Source organism: Paraburkholderia sp. Cpub6 (genome assembly GCF_014201065.1).
Lineage (GTDB): Bacteria > Pseudomonadota > Gammaproteobacteria > Burkholderiales > Burkholderiaceae > Paraburkholderia > Paraburkholderia tuberum.
In genome coordinates, this window is sequence record NZ_JACHDM010000007.1 from 127,679 (window position 1) to 146,909 (window position 19,231).

Sequence of the window (19,231 nt, forward strand, 5' to 3'; positions counted from 1 at the left end):
GCCTTACGTGCGACAGCGCACGCACTCCATTTAACACTTCTGAATCATTTCCGGCACTTCACGAGGAGCGCTTCAAAACGTGCATGCGGCGCCAGGTTCAAATCTGAGACAACTTCGACAGCACCCCCGTTTTTGGCCGTGAAGCCTTTGATATCAAGGGATTCGCCCAAACCCAAAGCTTTCATACGATGCATTCCCCATCCGGCGGGGGTGTGCAGAACTGAAACAAAAAGCCGCTTTTACTCTCCCGACGCGCTCCGGGTTTCTTCGCTGCGCCGCATCAGCAGGCGTTTTCCCTAACGTTGGCACGGTCCTCGCTACTACCTCTACGCAACAGAGTGCCACCGCACACGAGCGCAACAACAGAGGCGGTGGCAGACAGGCCTAAAACGGGGCCGATGCTGTTCATCCAAGCTGCTCGCCGGGCAGCCCACTCCCGAGGATGCGGGCATCGGATCAAATAAACGGAGAGAGTCGCGCGAGGCGCGACTTTCATGCGAGGACCGATCATGTTGACGCTTCAATCCGATTTGCACGGTAACCATCTGCTGGGCGCAATGCCGTCGCACGAATGGCAGGCACTGGCTCCCCACCTCGAACTGGTTCATCTGCGCACCGAGCAACTGCTATGCGACTCGGGTCAACGGATCCATCATGTGTACTTCCCCACCACCGCGATCATCTCGATGCTCTCGACGATGGAAGACGGCAGCTCCGTCGAGATCGCCGCGGTCGGCCGCGAAGGCATGACCGGCGTGCCGGTCCTCACGGGCGGCGAAACCATGCCCAACCGCGTACAGGTGCAATGCGCGGGCTTCGCCTACCGGATGAGCGCACAGGCGCTCAAGCAGCAGTTCGCGCGCTCCGACTTTCTGCGCCGCCTGATGCTGCTGTATATGCACGCTCTTCTGACCCAGGTCGCGCAGACCGCCGCGTGCAATCGCCATCACGCGCTCAACAAGCAACTGTGCCGCTGGCTGCTGATCGAGGTGGACCGCGTGGCGTCGAACGATCTGAACGTCACGCAGCAGCTGATTGCCGACATGCTCGGCGTGCGCCGCGAAGGCATCACCGAAGCGGCCGGCAAGCTGCACGACGAAGGCCTGATTCATCATAGCCGCGGTCATATCAAGGTGCTCGACCGCAAGGGCCTCGAAGCCCGCGCGTGCGAATGCTACGGCCTCGTGAAACGCGAATTCGATCGTCTGCTGCCGCGACTGCGCCAGGCCGAGACCGTCGAATAAGCGGCACGCGGCTCGATGACCGGGGTCGATTTTCCTATGTTCAGGATTACTGCTCGATGTCTCGACGCACTGTTCGTGATTGCAGGCGGTCTGCTCGCCCACTGGATGCGCTTTTCCGCACCGATCGCGTTGGCCGATACCGAGCGTCTTCTGGTCGCGTTCAAGTGTGTGCTGGTTCTGTTGCTGTTTCCGGGCTTCGGGGTCTATGAGACGTGGCGCGGCAAGGCGCTCGCGCCGGTGCTCGCGCGAATCGCCGCCGCGTGGCTCATGGTGGTCGCGACCGCGCTCCTGCTCGCGTTCACGCTGCATCGGACGGATGCGGTGTCGCGCCTGTGGCTCGGCTACTCGACGCTGATCTCCGGCGCGTTGATCATCGCGACACGCTGCATCATGCACGTGGTGCTGCGCTTCGTACGTCGCCGCGGCATGAACGCGCGCACCGTCGCGCTCGTCGGCGCACCGGGGTTTGCGCGCACGCTGCTCGCGCATCTCGAGCATGCGCCGCAAGCGGGCTTCAAACCGGTGTGCGTGTTCGACACCAGCGTGCAAGGCCACGACGCGTATGGCGCGCGTCTGACCCGCCTACCCGTGCTGACGGATCTGGAAGCGTTCGCGACGAAGGTACGCAATGACCGCGTGAACGAAGTGTGGCTCGCGTTGCCGCTTTCCGAGGAACACACGATCTACCGCTTCACGCGCACCTTCAGACACGACTTCGTCAATCTGCGCTTCATTCCCGACGTGCGCGGTCTGTCGCTGTTCAATCATGCGCTCGTCGATGTCGTCGGTTTGCCGACGCTGAATCTGAGCGCGACGCCATTCTCGTCGCCGCAGATGTGGCCCAAGCTGATGTTCGACCGCCTGTTCGCCGTGCTCGCGCTCATCGTGCTCGCACCGGTGTTCGCCGTGCTCGCGATCGGCATCAAGCTCACGTCGCCGGGACCGGTGTTTTTCCGGCAGGTCCGCAAGGGCGTCGACGGCCAGCCGTTCGGCATCTACAAGTTCCGCTCGATGACCGTGCACGAGGAAGAGCGCGGCCAGATCACGCAGGCGACCCGCAACGACTTGCGCGTGACGAAGCTTGGCAGCTTCATGCGCCGCACGAGTCTCGACGAGTTGCCGCAGTTTCTGAACGTGCTGCTCGGTCAGATGTCGGTGGTGGGTCCGCGTCCGCATGCGATCGAACACGATGATCTGTACAAGGACCAGGTATACGGCTACATGCACCGTTACCGCATCAAGCCCGGCATCACCGGCTGGGCCCAGGTCAACGGCTATCGCGGCGCGACCACCAAGGTCGAGAAGATGGAAGCGCGCGTGAAGTTCGATCTCTTCTATATCCAGAACTGGTCGTTCTGGTTCGACATGAAGATCGTCTTCATCACGATTTTCAAGGGCTTTGTCGGCCGCAACGCGTTCTGACCATGCCATCGAGGGAATCGCATCCGGGAGTGTCGGTCATCGTGCCGGCACTGCGGCGCATGCGAAGTGCGGGTACTGAAGGCGGTGCGCTGAAGGATCGCCGGAATGCGCCTGCGTGCCATTCGAGAAAAACACCCAACCGGGCAACAACGCGTACACGCCGCTGCGAATAGAAGCGCCAACGCCGCCGGCCCGATCGACAGCCGCCGTGGTTGACGCAAGATGAGCCGCCGCGACGGACCACGTCATGGACGGGTCCGCCGCGCGACACCGCCTCTACAGGAACGCGCTGACATCGGTCTGAAACCGTACCGCGAGCGCCTTGGCGACTTTCTTGCTGATCGCGCGGCGCCCCGCGAGAATATCGCTGACCACGGTCGGCGACGCGATGCCGGCCAGATCCTTCTGCTTGAGACCATGCGTGATCAGCAGATGGCGCAGGACCTCGCGCGGCTCCGCTTTTGGAATCGTCAGGTTGCGCGCTTGCCAATGACCGACCAGTTCCGTCACGATCGCGTGCAGATCGGCGAGCGGATCGTTGTCGTTGCCGCTTAGATGATCGGACAGCGAATTGGCGACTCGCACCATCTGGTGATAATCCTCTTCGGTGCGAATCGGCGTGATCGGCAACTGGCTCTTCAGCGCAGCCCACGTTGCGGAGATGTCGGGAAAGGGTCCCGGAAGGCGATCGGCATTCATGAGTTTAAATTCGTCCTCGTCCAAAAGCCGTCGGCGCGTTAATCGGTGACGCGCGAATGACGACTGCCTGTTGTAGTGAATCGCCGTGACACGCCGAATTGCCGGCACGGCGAACTTCGCAGTGAGGAAATTCAGCGATCACGATAGCGAACGTCTGCTTCAGGTCGTTATGGCCACGCGAGGCATGCCGCGCCGGCGAATATCTCGCCCATAGCGCGTGGCGCGCACCCCGATGTCGTTTTTTGAAGTCCAATACTGCTTGCTTGACAATGGCCCGCCGCGGCTGGCCTTGCACGCGCGGCGCCTATCGCGCGATACGCGATACGCGCTGCCGACACAAAGCGCGAAGCGGACGCGCCCACACCAAGAGCCGCCCGGACGCGTTGGTCAGAACGGCTCGTTACTGCCCGTTGCGAAATCACTGCATGACGACGAAAACCTCTTTCTCTCCTATCGAAAACTCCACGAGGCGAGAACAGCGAAAGACCCTCACCTCATTGCCTCCACCTGCTTTTCGGCGCCGTGTCGCTGGCGATGCCGAGTTCCCGGGTCGCGAGATCGGGCTGCGCCCACCTCACCTGCTCCCCCAGCTCCATCGCCGGCAGACCCTGAGCGACCGCCGCAATCGTGCGCGTGACCTCGGCCATGAACGCCCGCCGGAACACCTGAGCCGAAAACCGCTCGGCATTCGCGCGACAGGCCGCCGGCGTGATGTACGCGCTCAGCCGCTCGAAGCGGTCGATCGCGTCGAGCATTGACACCGCCGTCTGACGCGCGAAGAAAACGCCGGTCGGATGCGGGTCGCCGACCGGCACTACCGTTTCGAGCGCCCCGCCCCTGGCGAACGCAATGACCGGCGTGCCGCAGGCCTGCGCTTCGAGCGGCACGATGCCGAAATCTTCCTCGGCGGCGCACACGAAGGCTCGCGCACGCGCCAGATACTCCTTCAGTACGCCGAATGGCTGATAGCCGAGGACCGTCACGTTCGGTCCTGCCTTCGCGCGGATCGACGCCATCTGCGGCCCGTCACCGATCGCGATCAGCTTGCGCTGCGGCGTGGCGTTGAACGTCTCGACGATCAGATCGACGCGTTGGTGCGGCACCATCCGCGACACGGTCAGATAGAAATCGTCTTTTTCGGTGCGCAGTTCGAATTCGTTCACGTCGACGGGCGGCGGAATCACCGCGGCATCGCGCCGATAGGTTTTCATCATGCGCCGCGCGACCGATTGCGAATTCGCGATCAGACGATCGACACCATTCGTCGACTGCGCGTCCCAGCCGCGCAGGTAATGCAGCAATACCCGCGCGGCCCACGACTTCGGCCCGCGCAGCAGATTCGCTTCGCGCAGATACTGATGCTGCAGATCCCACGCATATCGCATCAGCGAGTGCACGTAACTGATGTGCGTCTGATGAGGGCCGACCAATACGCCCTTCGCGACTGCGCAAGAACTGGTGATGATCAGGTCATAGCTCGACAGATCGAACCGTTCGACGGCGAGCGGCATCAAGGGCAAATAGGCGCGATAACGGCTGCGCGCAAACGGCAGGCCTTGAATGAACGACGTGGTGACCGGCTTACCGGCAAGCGGCGTGCGATCTTCGAGGAAATCGACGACGCTGAAAACGTCGGCGTCGGGAAAGCACTCGATGATCTGCCCGAGCACTTTCTCGGCGCCGCCGGGAGCGACCAGCCAATCGTGCACGATCGCCACTTTCATATCCCGTCCTATCTGTCACGAATCGCCACCTGGCCTCAGAGAAGAGTGTATGTGCCACGTTCCTGACTGTGCGTGCGCGTGCCCACATTCGACGTGCGACAGTAAGCGAGTAATTCGCAGAGTCCGTTCGCGTCTGCAAAAACACGGCTTCATTCCCGCGCTTTCGTATGTGCACTACACCCGACGTATCGTCCCACGCCTGCTCGCCAGTCCAGCCCACACCTTTACGATCGGAGCGCTGCGCGAGCGACGGGCGAGCGACGTCGACGGCCGCCGTGCCGCGCGTGCCTCGCGTGCCGTTTGGCGATCGGAGCAGTCAGTTGGGAGGGCCGGGTTCGGCCCTGGGGGAATTCGCCGTGCGCTGCACGGCGCGCGACGCAGTGGTGCTGCTGTCGGACGGTCCGTTGCGCGTGCGCTTCGAAGCGCCTGGCGCGCGGATGATCGGCGACGCGCGCGTGTCGGGCATCGCGCGGCGGGCATCGACGGCTAATTGTCTGCGCACGGTGCCAGGCATTTTCCGCCAGGTGCGCGCGATTGCCGCCGCGGCGGCCGGTATAAGCGGGATCGTGCGGCACGACCGCAACAAAAAACGCGTGTGAACCGCTGGAGCGGCTCACACGCGTCAGAGCGAACAGAAACGCAATTCGCTTAATTCTGGCCGTACGTGATCGTTTGCACGCCGGTGTCCGTGCCGAGCAGGCACAGGTTCGCGCCGCGGCCCGCGAACAGGCCGACCGTGACGACGCCGGGCCATGCGTTGATATGCGCCTCGAGCGTGCGCGGGTCGCTGATGCTCAAGCCCTTCACGTCGATGATCTCGTTGCCGTTGTCGGTGATGAACGGCACACCCTCTTTCGTCACACGCACGACGGGCACGCCGCCGAGCGCCGTCACGCGCCGGCCGATCGCGGTGCGCGCCATCGGCACGACTTCGATCGGCAGCGGGAAATGGCCCAGCGTCTCGACGACCTTGCTTGCATCCGCGATGCAGACGAATACTTCCGACACCGACGCGACGATCTTCTCGCGCGTGAGCGCGCCGCCGCCGCCCTTGATCATCGCGCCGCTGTGATCGATTTCGTCGGCGCCGTCGACGTACACCGGCAGCGAGTCGATCTCATTCAGGTCGAGCACCTTGAAGCCGTGCGATTGCAGACGCGCGGTGGTGGCGAGCGAACTCGACACCGCGCCGCGATAGCGGGATTTGGTGGCGGCCAGCGCGTCGATGAAGCAGTTCGCGGTGGAGCCCGTGCCGACGCCGATCACCGAGCCTTGCGGCACGTTGGCATTCACGTAATCGGCGGCGGCCTGGCCGACCAGTTGCTTGAGTTCGTCTTGAGTCATGGGAGAGGCGGGAAAAGCGTGAAAAACCCGTAGTTTACCGGAGTGGCGCGGAGAAGGCACTCAAAGCAAAACGCCCGGAACCACCACCGCGTTCCGGGCGCCCACAATCGGCCAACGACAAGAACGACGACAGAAAAACTACTTCTTCACCGCCCGCTGCCGCACAGCCTCGAACAGACACACTCCGCTAGCCACGGATACATTCAAACTCTCCACCGTCCCCGCCATCGGAATGTTCATGACGACATCGCAGGTTTCACGCGTCAGGCGTCGCATGCCCTCGCCTTCGGCCCCCATCACGAGCGCCACCGGTCCGTCGAGCTCCGTTTCGTAGACACTCTTCTGCGCGTCGTCGGCCGTGCCGACCACCCAGACACCCGCGTCCTTCAGTTCGCGCAGCGCGCGCGCCAGATTCGTGACCGTGATGTACGGGACCGTGTCGGCCGCGCCGCTCGCGACTTTCGCGGCGGTCGCGTTCAGTCCCACCGCGCGATCGCGCGGCGCGATCACCGCGTGGGCGCCGGCCGCGTCGGCGACGCGCAGGCAGGCGCCGAGATTGTGCGGATCGGTCACGCCGTCGAGCACGAGGATCAGCGGCGAGCCGCTGATGCCGTCGAGCAGTTCGGCGAGATTCTGCGCAAGCGGCAGATCGCCCGCGCGCGCGACCACGCCCTGATGACGTTCCGTGCGCGCGAGGCCCCACAGACGCGTTTCGTCGGCGGCGATCAGACGCACGCCCGCGTCCTTCGCCGCATGCAGGAATTCGGTCATACGACGGTCCTTGCGCGTCGCGTCGTAATAGACATCCTCGACCGTCGACGCATCGTGCCGGATACGCGCGGTCACTGCGTGGAAACCGTATAAGACCTTATGACGTGCCATGACTGAACAACCTTTGATGGGGCGCGCATTCAACGCGCCACTGTGATGAATATGAAACCAAAAGGCAGACCGCGCGCAACCGGCACGTACTCACGTGCCCGCTGCGCGCGGTCCCGGCGCTGTGAAAGCCTCAGCGCTTCTTGCGTGCCTGCTTCGACGCCGCCTTGGTCGCGACACCGTGCTTCCTCGCCACGCGCGCTTCCCTGACCGCCGCGCTCTGCGCGGGCGCGGCCTTCCTGCGCCGCGGACCCGGCACCGACGCGCCGCTTTCCACCGGCGGCATCACGCGCACGCGCGGGCCAGCGCCTTCTCCCTTGTCCGCCGCGATGCCACGTGCCGCAGGCGGCTTGATCGGCGTATCGCGCACAAGGCGGAAGTCGATCTTGCGCGCGTCGAGATCGACGCGGCTCACCTGCACGCGCACGCGATCCGACAGCCGGTAGCGAATGCCGGTGCGCTCGCCGCGCAGCTCGTTCTTGATCTCGTCGTACTGGAAGTAGTCGGAGCCGAGTTCGGTCACATGCACGAGGCCTTCGATGAACAGCGAATCGAGCTGCACGAAAATACCAAACGACGTGACGCCGTTGACCATGCCGCCATACTCTTCGCCGAGCTTGTCGCGCATGAAATAGCACTTGAGCCACGCTTCGACATCGCGCGATGCTTCGTCCGCGCGGCGCTCGTTCGCCGAGCAGTGCAGCCCAAGTTCTTCCCAGATCGCCACGTTGTTCGAGCGCCCGCGGGCGCCCCGCTTTTCCTCGTCGGCCTGTTGCATCGCGCGGGCGCGCGGCGACAGTGCGGTATTGAGCTCGACGCCGTGCGGCGGCTGCGGCTGATACTTACGGCTCTGCAGGATCGCGTAGATCGCGCGATGCGTGAGCAGGTCGGGGTAACGGCGGATCGGGCTCGTGAAGTGCGCGTAGGCCTCGTAGGCGAGGCCAAAGTGGCCGATGTTGTCGGGGCTGTAGACCGCCTGCTGCATCGAGCGCAGCAGCATCGTCTGCAGCATCGAGGCGTCGGGCCGGTCGCGGATCTGCGCCATCAGTGCGGCGTAGTCGCTCGCGTGCGGCGTGTCGCCGCCGCCGAGCGTCAGGCCCATGCCGCGCAGGAAGGTACGCAGGTTCTCGAGCTTTTCCGCGCTCGGGCCCGCATGCACGCGGAACAGGCCCGGATGCTTGTTGCGCTTGAGGAAGTCCGCCGCGCACACGTTCGCGGCCAGCATGCATTCCTCGATCAGCTTGTGCGCATCGTTGCGCGTGCGCGGCACGATCTGCTCGATCTTGCCCTGCGCGTTGCAGACGATGTACGTCTCCGTCGTATCGAAGTCGATCGCGCCGCGCTTCTGACGCGCCGCGAACAGCGCCTTGTAGACGCCATACAGATTCTGCAGTTGCGGCAGCAACGCGGCGCGGCGGGTCGCTTCCGGGCCTTTGGTGTTTTTCAGCACCGCGGCGACTTCGGTGTAGGTGAGCCGCGCGGCCGAATGCATGACGCCCGGATAGAACTGATACGCCTTCACGTCGCCACGCGCGGTGACGATCATGTCGCACACGAGCACGCAGCGGTCGACTTGCGGATTCAGCGAGCACAGTCCGTTCGACAGCTTCTCCGGCAGCATCGGGATCACGCGGCGCGGGAAATACACCGACGTGCTGCGCTCGATCGCGTCGGTATCGAGCCCGCTTTGCGCAAGCACGTAATGCGACACGTCCGCGATCGCGACGATCAGGCGGAAGCCGTCGCCGCGGCCCACCTGCACCGGCTCGCAATAGACGGCGTCGTCGAAGTCGCGCGCGTCCTCGCCGTCGATCGTGACGAGCGGCACGTCGCGCAGATCGACGCGATGGCGAATGTCGGCCGGGCGCACTTCGTCGGGCAGCTTCGCCGCTTCAGCCAGCGCGGCCTCGCCGAACTCGTGCGGCACGCCGTATTTGCGCACCGCGATTTCGATTTCCATGCCGGGGTCGTCGATATCGCCCAGCACTTCGACCACGCGGCCGAGCGGCTGCGAATGACGGCTCGGAAAATCGGTCAGTTCGACCACCACGACCTGGCCAACCTTCGCCTTGCGGGTGTTCTGCGTGATCAGGATGTCGTGGCCGATGCGCTTGTCTTCGGGCGCGACGATCAGCGCGCCGTTCTCGTTGAGCAGACGGCCGATCACGCGCTTGTTCGCGCGGTCGGTGACCTCGACGATGTGCCCTTCGGGCCGCCCACGCCGGTCATAGCCGACGATGCGCGCGAGCACGCGGTCGTTGTGCATGACCTTCTGCATCTCGCCGTTGGGCAGGAACAGGTCGTCCTGGCCGTCGTCGCGAATCAGGAAACCGTAGCCGTCGCGATGGCCCTGGACGCGGCCCGCGACGAAGTTCGACGGATGGGTCAGTTGATAGAGATTGCGCTGATCGAGCCGGATCTGGCCGTCGCGCTCCATTGCGCCGAGACGCTTGAAAAATCCTTCGCGCTCCTGGCGCTTGATCGACAGGGCTTCGGCGATGTCGTTCGCAGCAAGCGGCATTTCACTCGTGCGCAGCACGCCGAGGATTTCTTCGCGGCTTGGAATCGGATACGGAAATTTGCTCAAGGGCTTGTCGATGATTTTTTCTCGTTGCATGGACGTCGGTCGGCGATGTGATCCGGCCTGGAAGGCGTTTGCGTAATGCGCGCAGTCGCGCTCGGCTGCATCTGCACGGCGGCTGCGCTGGCTCGGTCATTGCACCTGCTGCTTTCTGCTCTTCTGCTCCACTGCGATTTGCACCGGAAACTGCCTGGGTCCGGCTCGTTCGACGCCAGCCGACGCGCGTCTGCCTGATCGCATGTCGACACTCGCGTCGGGACGCCGGATGTGCATCGTGCCAACGAACTACTGCGAGGCATTCTAACACCCGTGTCGGGCGCCACGCGGGCCTGCGGCGGTGGTTGGGACGCACAGTGCGTCGGGCTCGCCGCGAGGTTGGATCGCGTTCGGCAAATCGCTTGACAGGTCGGAATCTGTCGCTATAATTGCGGTCTTTGCTGTTCATCACCTGCCCAGGTGGCGAAATTGGTAGACGCACTAGGTTCAGGTCCTAGCGGTGGCAACACTGTGGAGGTTCGAGTCCTCTCTTGGGCACCAGATTCAAACGTAGAGCCGCCTTTTGGCGGCTCTCTTTTTTTTGTAAGGCCTGGTAGTCGAAATCGTTGTTTGTGTTTCGATCGCCGGATCAGCAGGACGGTGGTTCAGCAGCGATTGCATTACTTCGCTGCGCGTTCAACCGAGCGGATGAGAAAAGCAAGTTTGTTTGAAGCAGGAATTGACAAACTTAATCATCTTGCTAAAATAGCGGTCTAGCTTGAAGACGTGCCCAGGTGGCGGAATTGGTAGACGCACTAGGTTCAGGTCCTAGCGGTGGCAACACCGTGGAGGTTCGAGTCCTCTCCTGGGCACCACAAGTTCTTCCGGCGTAAGCCGAAGTAGTTCGAGAAACCCCGTAAGATCAACGTCTTACGGGGTTTTTTGTTTTCTACAGATCCCTTGCGTTCCACTGACATCGACGATTTTTGCGCATACCAGATTCGGGGGCAAACCCATGCCCAGACGCGTCGAACCGAAGTCAGAGTTGGTGTTCCGTGCCGCCAGAGCTCGCGACCGTTCCTACCTTCTCGCGGATGGCAACGGGCTCGCCCTGAGGGTCCAGCCGAACGGCACCAAAACCTGGCTGTTCCGCTATCGACGACCGAGCACGAGCAAGGAGAACTTCCTCAGCCTCGGCCCCTACCCCCGATATCACGCTCGTTGATGCGCGACGGTCGGCCACTAGCGCGCGCAAACTTGTACACGAAGGCACCGATCCGATCGAACATCGCCGCGCCGAGTCCACCGCACGCAAACGCGTACCTGTGGGCCTGGCTGAAGCGCCACGCGCCGGCCAACTACTGCCCCAATGATCTCGGCGAACTGCACGCGAGCGCCCGCAACAAGCTCAAGAGCGCTCAAAAGCGGCCTTCGATCATTGCCGCTTGCTCGATGCAGGCTACGCTGTGGTGACGTCATGAATTATGGAAGTCTCAAATAAACGCACGCCAGCGATTTTCGAACCCAGGTTCTACGTCTTGCAAGGGAGCAAGCGCCTGGCGCTCGGTAGCAAAGCGCTCGATCTGCGTACCAGGCTGACGATCAGTTGAGACGGAATAACTACGGGGCACTAGCTGTTGTCCGTTTGATGCCGCGCACTCGTTGGACGCGCCCTGTCGTTGTAGTCTCAGCGCCCTTCCTTTTTCGCCAGCCAATCATGACGCCATTCGATCCAGATCACCTGCTCCGCCCCATCGACGACAGCACGCCGACAGGCGAGAACCTCGAATACGATCCAGAATTCATCGCGCTGGAGCGGCTCGCCACACCGACATCCGAGCGGGCGATGGGCGACAGCCTGAAGGCCGCCGTAGAACCGGACTGGGACAAGGTGGCAACCGCCGCCGAGGCTTTGTTCAACCGTACCAACGACCTGCGTGTGGCCATCCATCTGACCGCCGCCTCGACCCGCATTCATGGCATTGCAGGCTGGAGCGCCGGTCTGGGGCTGGTTCGCGGTCTGCTGGAACGTTACTGGGAAGCGGCGCACCCGCAATTGGACGCCGCCGACGACAACGACGCTACCGCGCGCACCAACGCGATCATGCCGCTCGGCGATCCCCGGAGCGTACTCGCCTATTTCCGCAACGCGCCCTTCGTGAGCTCACCGCGACTCGGCCGCTTTTCGTTGCGCGATCTGCGTATCGCGACGGGCGCAATCACCCGGCCACCCTCTGCGGAGGGCATGCCTGCGCCCACGCTGATCGACCTCGAAGCGTGCTGCATGGATTGCCCCGAACACCAGTTGCCCGATGCGGCCGCAGCACTCGCGATAGCGCTGGAGCACGCGCGCGCCATTGATGCAATTGCGAGCGAAAAGCTGGGTACCGCTGGACCCGATCTGGGCCACCTGACCGACGATATCGAAGAGTTGAAGAAGTTCGTCGATGCGCAGTTGGCGCGGCGCTTTCGAGAGCGCGGCGAAGCGCTCGCCGCCGGATTGGTGTCGACCGGCGAAGACGCGCCCACGAACCCTGCCCCTCGGCACGATAACGGACGAATCCAGGGACCCGATGACGTCGTCCTGTGCATCGACGAAATCTGCGATTACTACGAACGTCACGAACCGTCCAGTCCGCTGCCGATCCTGCTCAAGCGAGCCAGACGTCTGGTCGGCAAGCGCTTCGCGGAAGTCCTTCAAAACATCGCGCCCGGCGGCCTCGCAGAACTGCAGACGCTATCCGGGCCGGACGAATAATGATCCCTGCAGATCGGCGCAACATCGAGCGGCTGTTGCGCTCGGACTGGCCGCTTCGAAAACGCGGCTCAATATGCGAAGACAAACCAGCAAAACAGCATGACGCCCACCGCGGCCACGCCGAGCAGCACGGCGGCCCACGCGGCGAGCGGTCGCGCGCCGAGGTCCGTGCGCACTGCCCCCCCTTCAGCACTTGCCGCACTTCCGGCATCGTGACCTTCCGCCAACACGTCCGGCTGTTGCATGACGCCCGACAGCACGACCCGCCGCACGGTGTCGCCTGTACCCGCAGTGTCCCGCCCCAGCGATTCGAACAACATGCGTCGGCGGTACCGGTATTCGTTGCGCTGAATCCGCTGTAGTCGATGGGCTTCGTCGAGCGCGCGCAATGCGTCGTTGACCTGCTGCTCGTCCACACTCATGCCTGCTGCCTCCTCGGTCGCAGCCACTCGCACTGCACGACATCCTGCCCGTTCGGATCGCTGCGGACCGACAGCGCGGGCGGCACGCTAGTCATGCCGTGGTCGCGCCGCACGGATGCCGATAACGCACCGGCCATCTGTGCGGACGATGAAGTGGTGGAACGCGCGCCAGTTCTCGCGGGTGCCGACCCGCTGCGAACAACGTCGATCTGACGCTCACAACGTGTCCTGAAAGCGTCGGATAGCGCGGCCAGCTTCGGCGTGCGCCCGTGATAAGCGGAAGGGATGGGGTCCGGATGGTTCATGGCGGAAATTTCACGATGCTTCGAGCCGCACGATGACGGCGGAAATGTTGTCGCGCGCGCGACGCGCAAGGGCGAGTTCGAACAGGCGCTCGATCTGCCGGCGTGGACTGTGCTGCTCGCGACAGGCGGCGGTCAATTCGCCATCACTGAGCTCCTTGTTGACGCCATCCGAGCACAGCAGGAACTGCATGCCGGGACGGCTGCCGGCCATGGCCCAGTCGACGTAGAGCGTCTCGTCGACGCCGACCGCCCGGGTCAGCACGCCAGTGCCCACGCCTGCCGGCGCGCGTGGTCCGAAATGCGTGATGTCGACCGGTTGACCATGCACGTGGTCGCGAGTGAGTTGCGTCAGTGCGCCGTTTTCCTGAACGTACACGCGGCTATCGCCGACCCAGCCGCACAGCACGAACTGCTGGTCATGCACCAGCAGCGCGACGGTCGAACCGATCACGTCGGTTTGTCGAGCGACGGCGGCCTCGCGCAGTTCGGTGTTCACCTGCTGCAGGCTGTCTTCGATCGCAGCAATGAAGTCGAAGACGCTGCCTTCGCGCGTCAGCGCACCAAGGCGTTCGATGATCAGCGTGCTCGCGTAGTCGCCGGCCGAATGGCCGCCCAGACCGTCGGCCACAGCCCACAGTCCGAGGTCCTCGCGAACCAGAATCGCATCTTCATTGCGGCGGCGCACCTTGCCTGTCTCGGTGTGGCCGGCGGAGCAACAATGCGTCGTCATGAGCCGGCTTCGATCACGGCCAGCGGCCATTGCGCGGGCTGCGTGCCGAGGCCCGCGCACATCGCGAGATGCAGGCGGGCGTCCTCGTTCGTGGTCAATGCCAGCGCCTCGACCAGACACGCGTGCGGAAGCTGGATGAGCGCGCGGGTGACGAGCAACAGCAGGCGATCGTCATCCTCGAGCGTGATGCACGCTTCGTCGCAATCCGGCTCTTCGGAGGCGCCGATGCCGGGCATCGCGAGCCATGCATCGCCGAACAGCAGATCGTCAAATTCGCCGCCCGCGCCTGCCGCCCGCTCGACGAACAGTGGTTGCAACTGGCCGCGCCGCCAGTGCCAGGCTGCCGCGGCGCCGATCCGCAGCAGTCGCACCTGCGCTGCGTCAAAGCGCGCGACGAGGGCAGCGCCGTTTGCTGCCGCTGCGTAACGCGCATCGTGCGCATCGTGCGCATCGTGCGCATCGTGCGCATCGTGCGCATCGTGCGCATCGTGCGCATCGTGCCGGGCGCCGCGCAGTTGCGCGTGCAGCGCCAGCAGGCCGGTCCGCAGACTGGGCAGATCCGCCGCACTGCGCTGCGCCGTCTCGCGGATGGCGCGCGCTGCACGTTGGTGCGAGTGAGACGGGCCGTCATCGGCACTCAGCACCAGCGTGCGGCCGTCGTCGAGTAGCAGCAGCGCATCGCTGGCATCTGCAGCGTGACCGGCTGCCGATGAACCGACGGGCAACACTCGATCATCGTGACCATCCTCCACGTGCAGACCGGATTGCCCGGCAGCGATCTCTTCATCGCCCTGCAACGCAACAGACTCCCACTGACGAGCGGATGCCGAGCCGAACTCGCGCAGCGCATCGCCGATGTCACCCATGTCGCCCACGTCGCCCGCCCTCGACACCACTGGCTCCAGTAGCGCTGCGTAGCTCAACGGCAAACCACGCGTCGCCAGCAGGCACGCAGCACGTTCGGTCCACCAGAGGCACCACGGCCCCGGCCGCTTGCCGAGTTGCGACCATGCCTCGGCCAGCACCATCCCAACGGCCGCGCCTTCCGGCATCGCCAGTCGCCATTGACCGCCGTCCCACGGCAGCGCGCGCCAGAACGCAGCCATGTCGGTCGCAGGTCGCACGTGCGTCAGCGGACCGGGCAACGCCGCCACGCGCACATCGAAGGTTTCGACGCTCGCGACCTCGTGCTGCGCACTGCGATAGACGCGCTCGAGTGCGTCGAACCACGCGTGATTGCCGAGCACGGTCGCGACATCGCCGCCACAGGGCGCGGCCAGCACCATCGGAAAGGCACGGCCGAGCCGATCGACGGCCGGTCCGATCAGCCCGCACCACGCGAGCTCGCCGCACACCGGTGCGGGCAGCACGAAGCGCCACGCCGCGCCCTGTCGCCATGCGGCGTCCCAGTGCGCTCCGAGTTCGCGGCGCCCGGTTTCGACCGCGCGCTGGAAGTCACGGTCCCAGTCTTCGACGAACGCGGACGGCAGCCGTCGCTGAACAAAATCGCCCGCGCTGGGCAATTTCCCGAAGAAGCCGACTCCACCGTTCATCGCGGGCACCTGAAACGACGGACTTCGTCGTTGAGGAACGGGTTCTTCAGACTCGCGGGCGCGATCGGCAGCTTCACTGCATGGCCGCCGAAGTCGAAGGTCGCGAGATAGCGCAGGTCGCTTTGCTTTTGCAGACGGGCCGCATCGAGCGCGTGGAAGAACGCCCAGTCGCCATTGAATTTCAGCGGCGTGCCGACCGGCTGGCCGGACGTATCGAACGCACTGACGACCACATGTCCGGGCTGCGGTCCAGGCCACGTCATCGTCATGCTCGCGGGGCCGTTCGCCGCGTAGTCGTACTTCTGCCCGTCGATTTCGACGGTCAGCTTCGCGATTGCCGGATCGAGCTGCGGCGCGAGCAGCGTAAAGCCGACCTGCAGTTGCGCGCCGTTGCGGAAATAGATCTGGCGGATCGCGTCGGCACTCTGCGCTTCGCTCAGCACGGCGTCGGGGCCGGTTGGCGCGCCGGGCTTCCAGCGCCAGTTGCGGCCACTCGTGTCGACTGATTTCGCGAGCGTCGACTTGACGAAACTGTCGAACCGTCCGCCATTGCCGAACAGCTCGGCGAAGTTCTGCACGGGGATGTCCGATGCACGGTTCGACGCAAACGGATAGCGGCCATCGACAAAGCTCGCGCAGTCGTTGCCCGCTGCCTCGCGAAACTGGCTGGCGAGCGCGGCGCTGCTTCCGCTCGCGACCAGATCCGCACTCTTGCCGGTGAGGCCGGAAATCAGCGAAGCCACCTGCGGCGGCAACTGGTCGCTCTCCTGGCGCGCCGCGAGCACGGCCGGATTGTTCTGCGCGCCGGGCGCGCTCAGGTCAGTCATCGTCAACAGGTTCTTGCCGAGCTGGTCGAGCACGGTGGACATCTGATCGAGCGGCGTCGAGCCCGGCGTGCCGACGCTCATCTGGTTCAACTGCGCGAAATGCGCCTCGATGGCGGCGCCCGGCTGGCTGGCCGGCGCTTCGCCCGAACCCGGTTTGGTGCTTGCGGTGCCGTTGGTCGTGGTGCCGTCCGGCAGCGTTGCGCCCGCGTCGCGCAATTCGCCGGCCAGACGCGTGTTCGCCGCGCGTCTCGCAATCAGGTTCCCGCCGACGGACGCCGCCTGCGCGCCCACCGCCGAAGCCGACAAGGCCGATGAAGCCGAAGTTGCTCCGTCAGCCGTGGCGCCGCGCAACATGTCGCTGGTGTTGTCACGCACGAGATGCAGCAGCGCTTTCAGCGGCGAACTCGGACCCGACAGTTTCGCGGCCAGCGCACTCGCGGCCTGAATGTCGGACACCGGCTGAAGTTGCAGATCGGCGAGCAATGCGTCCCACGCCTTGATGTAGTCCTGCTCGTACAGTGCCAGCACCTGCCGTTCGTAGCGCGAGCGCGCGAGCGGATCGATGCGGCTGGCGTTGAAGACCCAGTAGTCCTTCACGAAGCCGTCCACCGACCGATCGATTCCGCCGTTCACCTCGGCGGCGAAAACCGGCCTCGTGAACAGCGCGGGGAACGGTTGCCACAGCGGCGCGCCACTCTTGCGGCGAAACACGCTGCCAAGCAGTCCGAGCGACTGGTCGAGTCGCACCGGCGGCGCCCCCGAACGCCCGGCGTCGAGCTGGACGCTGCCGTAGATCAGCGTCGCGAGATCAGCGGTCTTCAGCGTCGCGCGCGCCTGATCGATCAGCGCGTTGTCGAGCGTCAGCGCGCGCGGCTTCGCCGGATCGTCGACCAGCGCGGAAAAGTGTTTGTCGAGCGCGTTCTGGATCGCCGGGTCCTGCGGGAACATGCGTTGCCATTCGATGCGCGCGAGCGCGGCCAGCTCGCCGGGATCGAGATGCTGCGGCTGGCCGAGCATCAGATAGCCCTTCAGGTAGTCGTAGAGTGCCTGCGGAGCGTTGGCACTGGCGTTGAGTCCTTCCCGGAAGCGCACGCCGACGCCGGGCAGCAAGGTGCCGTCGAGTTCGCGCAGATACGCGGCATGCACCTGCCCGAACAACGCGTGTCCCTGGAACAGGCCGAAGCGCATCAGCCAGGGCACGTGGCCCTGATACTGGCCCGCGACGCCCTGCGCGCCGGAGATGACTTCGAGGCGCGCGAGCGCACGCGCGAAATACGTCTTGAGATCCGGTGCGCCGTCGAGGCTGCTGGCTGGCGGCAGGTCTTCCAGCGTGTCCTGCACCTGCGCGACGTAGAGACGGTTGCGCGTGTAACTGGTGGCGAAGCCGGTGATCAGCAGCGCCGTGACGAGCGCGATGCCGATATACATCCCGGCCTGCATCAGGAGCTTCTGCCGTTCCAGCCGCGGATTGGTGCCGGCGAGGCCCGACTCGCGGAACAGCACTTCCTTCAGCAGCCGTTCGACGAAAAAGGTCCGGCGTTGCGTGCCGCCGCCCTGCACGCGCGCCGCGTCGACGCCGAAGGTGCGCGCGACGGCGCTCAGCATGCGGTCGATCGGCGCGCCCTGCTGGGTGCCGGAGGTCAGATAGACGCCGCGCAAGAGTGGCGATGCGCCGTACTGATGACGCCCGAACGCGCCTTCGACGAACTGCCGCGCAATTTCGCGAAACGCGCCGAGCTGCTGCGGAAAGCTGAGCACGGCGGCGCGTCGGCTGCGATCGCGCTCCCCATGCAGACGCTCGATCACGCGCGTATTCAGACGCTCCAGCAACAGGTCGAACTCGCCCGCGAAGCGCGCGCAGGCGCTACCGTCGATACTCGCGTCGACGGGAAACGTCATGCCCCAGACCTGACTGCGCAGATCGGGCCCGAGATCGTCGAAGAACTCGGTGAAGCCCGCCACGAGATCGCACTTGGTGAACACGAGATACACGGGCACCGCCACCTTCAGGTGCTGCGCGAGTTCGTCGAGGCGCCGGCGCACGGTGCGGATGTGCTGCTGACGCGCGTCTTCGTCGAGCGTCAGCAGATCGGACACACTCATGGTCACGATCACGCCGTTCAGCGGCCGGCGCCGCCGATAGCGGCGCAGCAGCGACAGAAACGCCTGCCATGCGGACGCGTCGGCGGCCGCATCGGAGTCCTGCGTCGTGTAGCGGCCCGCGGTGTCGAGAAACACCGCCTCGTCGGTGAACCACCAGTCGCAGTTGCGCGTGCCGCCGATGCCGCGCAGCGCTTCCTTGCCGAAGCGCTCCGAGAGCGGAAACTCGAGCCCGGAATTCTGCACCAGGGTGCTCTTGCCCGAGCCCGGCGGACCGATCACCACATACCACGGCAGCGCGTAGAGATTGCTGCCATTCCTGCGGGTCTTGCGCAACATATCGATTGCTTCGCGAAAGCGACGCTGCAACTGCTCGCGTTCGGCGCTGCCGGGTTCGTCGAGCGGAAGCTGCGCGTCCTGTCCAGCCAGCTCGCCGGACAGTTGCGACGTCTTGCGCCGCGCGCGCCATTGCATGGCCTGTTCGACCAGCAGCCAGCCGAGCACGATCGCGAAGATCAGCGCCAGCCGGGCCGCGGCGCTCGCGAGCGGTTGCCGTTCTCCGATCCCGAGATAGGGGCCGCCCAGCCAGATCAGCGCAGCGATCAATAGCAATCCGATCGCGACGGTGAACCACCGGGACGTCACCCAGTTTTTCAGCGTGTTCATG

General features: G+C 64.6%; 15 protein-coding genes, 2 tRNA genes and 1 pseudogene. 8 read left to right on the forward strand and 10 right to left on the reverse strand.

Annotation, left to right across the window (positions count from 1 at the left end; all coding sequences use genetic code 11):
* Positions 1-44: 44 nt before the first annotated feature.
* Complete coding sequence (locus HDG33_RS15230; protein ID WP_184029341.1) at positions 45-185, reverse strand: hypothetical protein; 141 nt, start codon at positions 183-185, stop codon at positions 45-47.
* 324 nt (positions 186-509) lie between these two features.
* Here HDG33_RS15230 and HDG33_RS15235 point away from each other — a divergent pair, with 324 nt between their 5' ends.
* Both HDG33_RS15235 and HDG33_RS15240 read left to right on the forward strand, forming a co-directional pair.
* Entirely contained in the window at positions 510-1,244 is a 735-nt protein-coding gene (locus tag HDG33_RS15235; RefSeq protein WP_090804319.1) for a Crp/Fnr family transcriptional regulator, read from the forward strand.
* Positions 1,245-1,280: 36 nt separating this feature from the next.
* Positions 1,281-2,666, forward strand: a complete 1,386-nt coding sequence (locus HDG33_RS15240; protein WP_184029357.1) for an undecaprenyl-phosphate glucose phosphotransferase — start codon at positions 1,281-1,283, stop codon at positions 2,664-2,666.
* Positions 2,667-2,942: 276 nt separating this feature from the next.
* Here the strand turns inward: HDG33_RS15240 and HDG33_RS15245 are convergent, their stop codons facing one another.
* Together HDG33_RS15245 and HDG33_RS15250 are read right to left on the reverse strand one after the other, a co-directional pair.
* Positions 2,943-3,365: a type II toxin-antitoxin system HigA family antitoxin gene (locus tag HDG33_RS15245; protein WP_026225425.1), complete on the reverse strand. Its 423-nt coding sequence runs from the start codon at positions 3,363-3,365 to the stop codon at positions 2,943-2,945.
* Between the two features lie 494 nt (positions 3,366-3,859).
* The gene (locus tag HDG33_RS15250; protein ID WP_184029360.1) at positions 3,860-5,089 is read right to left on the reverse strand and encodes a glycosyltransferase family 4 protein; all 1,230 of its coding nucleotides are present in this window, start codon (positions 5,087-5,089) and stop codon (positions 3,860-3,862) included.
* A 356-nt stretch (positions 5,090-5,445) separates the two neighbouring features.
* Here HDG33_RS15250 and HDG33_RS15255 point away from each other — a divergent pair, with 356 nt between their 5' ends.
* Complete coding sequence (locus tag HDG33_RS15255) at positions 5,446-5,688, forward strand: hypothetical protein (protein ID WP_184029364.1); 243 nt, start codon at positions 5,446-5,448, stop codon at positions 5,686-5,688.
* 49 nt (positions 5,689-5,737) lie between these two features.
* Here the strand turns inward: HDG33_RS15255 and rpiA are convergent, their stop codons facing one another.
* The 3 genes from rpiA to rnr all read right to left on the reverse strand — a co-directional run bounded on the left by rpiA (position 5,738) and on the right by rnr (position 9,929).
* Positions 5,738-6,433, reverse strand: coding sequence for a ribose-5-phosphate isomerase RpiA (rpiA, locus tag HDG33_RS15260; RefSeq protein WP_018418246.1), 696 nt, complete (start codon positions 6,431-6,433; stop codon positions 5,738-5,740).
* A gap of 138 nt (positions 6,434-6,571) precedes the next feature.
* Positions 6,572-7,315: a 23S rRNA (guanosine(2251)-2'-O)-methyltransferase RlmB gene (gene rlmB, locus HDG33_RS15265; protein ID WP_184029367.1), complete on the reverse strand. Its 744-nt coding sequence runs from the start codon at positions 7,313-7,315 to the stop codon at positions 6,572-6,574.
* A 130-nt stretch (positions 7,316-7,445) separates the two neighbouring features.
* Positions 7,446-9,929, reverse strand: a complete 2,484-nt coding sequence (rnr, locus tag HDG33_RS15270; protein ID WP_184029370.1) for a ribonuclease R — start codon at positions 9,927-9,929, stop codon at positions 7,446-7,448.
* Positions 9,930-10,343: 414 nt separating this feature from the next.
* Between rnr and HDG33_RS15275 the strand changes: the two genes are divergently transcribed.
* The 5 genes and pseudogenes from HDG33_RS15275 to tssA all read left to right on the forward strand — a co-directional run bounded on the left by HDG33_RS15275 (position 10,344) and on the right by tssA (position 12,627).
* Positions 10,344-10,430, forward strand: a tRNA-Leu gene (locus tag HDG33_RS15275).
* Positions 10,431-10,657: 227 nt separating this feature from the next.
* A tRNA-Leu gene (locus HDG33_RS15280) sits at positions 10,658-10,744 on the forward strand.
* A gap of 140 nt (positions 10,745-10,884) precedes the next feature.
* Positions 10,885-11,110: pseudogene (locus HDG33_RS15285) on the forward strand (integrase arm-type DNA-binding domain-containing protein); the annotation flags it as partial.
* A 16-nt stretch (positions 11,111-11,126) separates the two neighbouring features.
* Positions 11,127-11,342, forward strand: a complete 216-nt coding sequence (locus HDG33_RS15290) for a hypothetical protein (protein ID WP_409259024.1) — start codon at positions 11,127-11,129, stop codon at positions 11,340-11,342.
* A gap of 244 nt (positions 11,343-11,586) precedes the next feature.
* Positions 11,587-12,627 carry a type VI secretion system protein TssA gene (gene tssA, locus HDG33_RS15295; protein WP_184029384.1) on the forward strand — a complete coding sequence of 347 codons (1,041 nt, stop codon included), beginning with the start codon at positions 11,587-11,589 and terminating at the stop codon, positions 12,625-12,627.
* A gap of 68 nt (positions 12,628-12,695) precedes the next feature.
* Here the strand turns inward: tssA and HDG33_RS15300 are convergent, their stop codons facing one another.
* The 4 genes from HDG33_RS15300 to tssM all read right to left on the reverse strand — a co-directional run bounded on the left by HDG33_RS15300 (position 12,696) and on the right by tssM (position 19,230).
* The gene (locus tag HDG33_RS15300; protein ID WP_184029397.1) at positions 12,696-13,076 is read right to left on the reverse strand and encodes a hypothetical protein; all 381 of its coding nucleotides are present in this window, start codon (positions 13,074-13,076) and stop codon (positions 12,696-12,698) included.
* Between the two features lie 288 nt (positions 13,077-13,364).
* The gene (locus tag HDG33_RS15305) at positions 13,365-14,084 is read right to left on the reverse strand and encodes a PP2C family serine/threonine-protein phosphatase (RefSeq protein ID WP_184029407.1); all 720 of its coding nucleotides are present in this window, start codon (positions 14,082-14,084) and stop codon (positions 13,365-13,367) included.
* Positions 14,081-15,637, reverse strand: a complete 1,557-nt coding sequence (gene tagF, locus HDG33_RS15310; RefSeq protein ID WP_184029425.1) for a type VI secretion system-associated protein TagF — start codon at positions 15,635-15,637, stop codon at positions 14,081-14,083. Before tagF ends, HDG33_RS15305 begins: the two co-directional genes overlap by 4 nt.
* Positions 15,634-19,230, reverse strand: a complete 3,597-nt coding sequence (gene tssM / locus HDG33_RS15315) for a type VI secretion system membrane subunit TssM (protein WP_184029443.1) — start codon at positions 19,228-19,230, stop codon at positions 15,634-15,636. The genes tagF and tssM overlap by 4 nt, the downstream gene beginning before the upstream one ends.
* Position 19,231 lies beyond the last annotated feature (1 nt).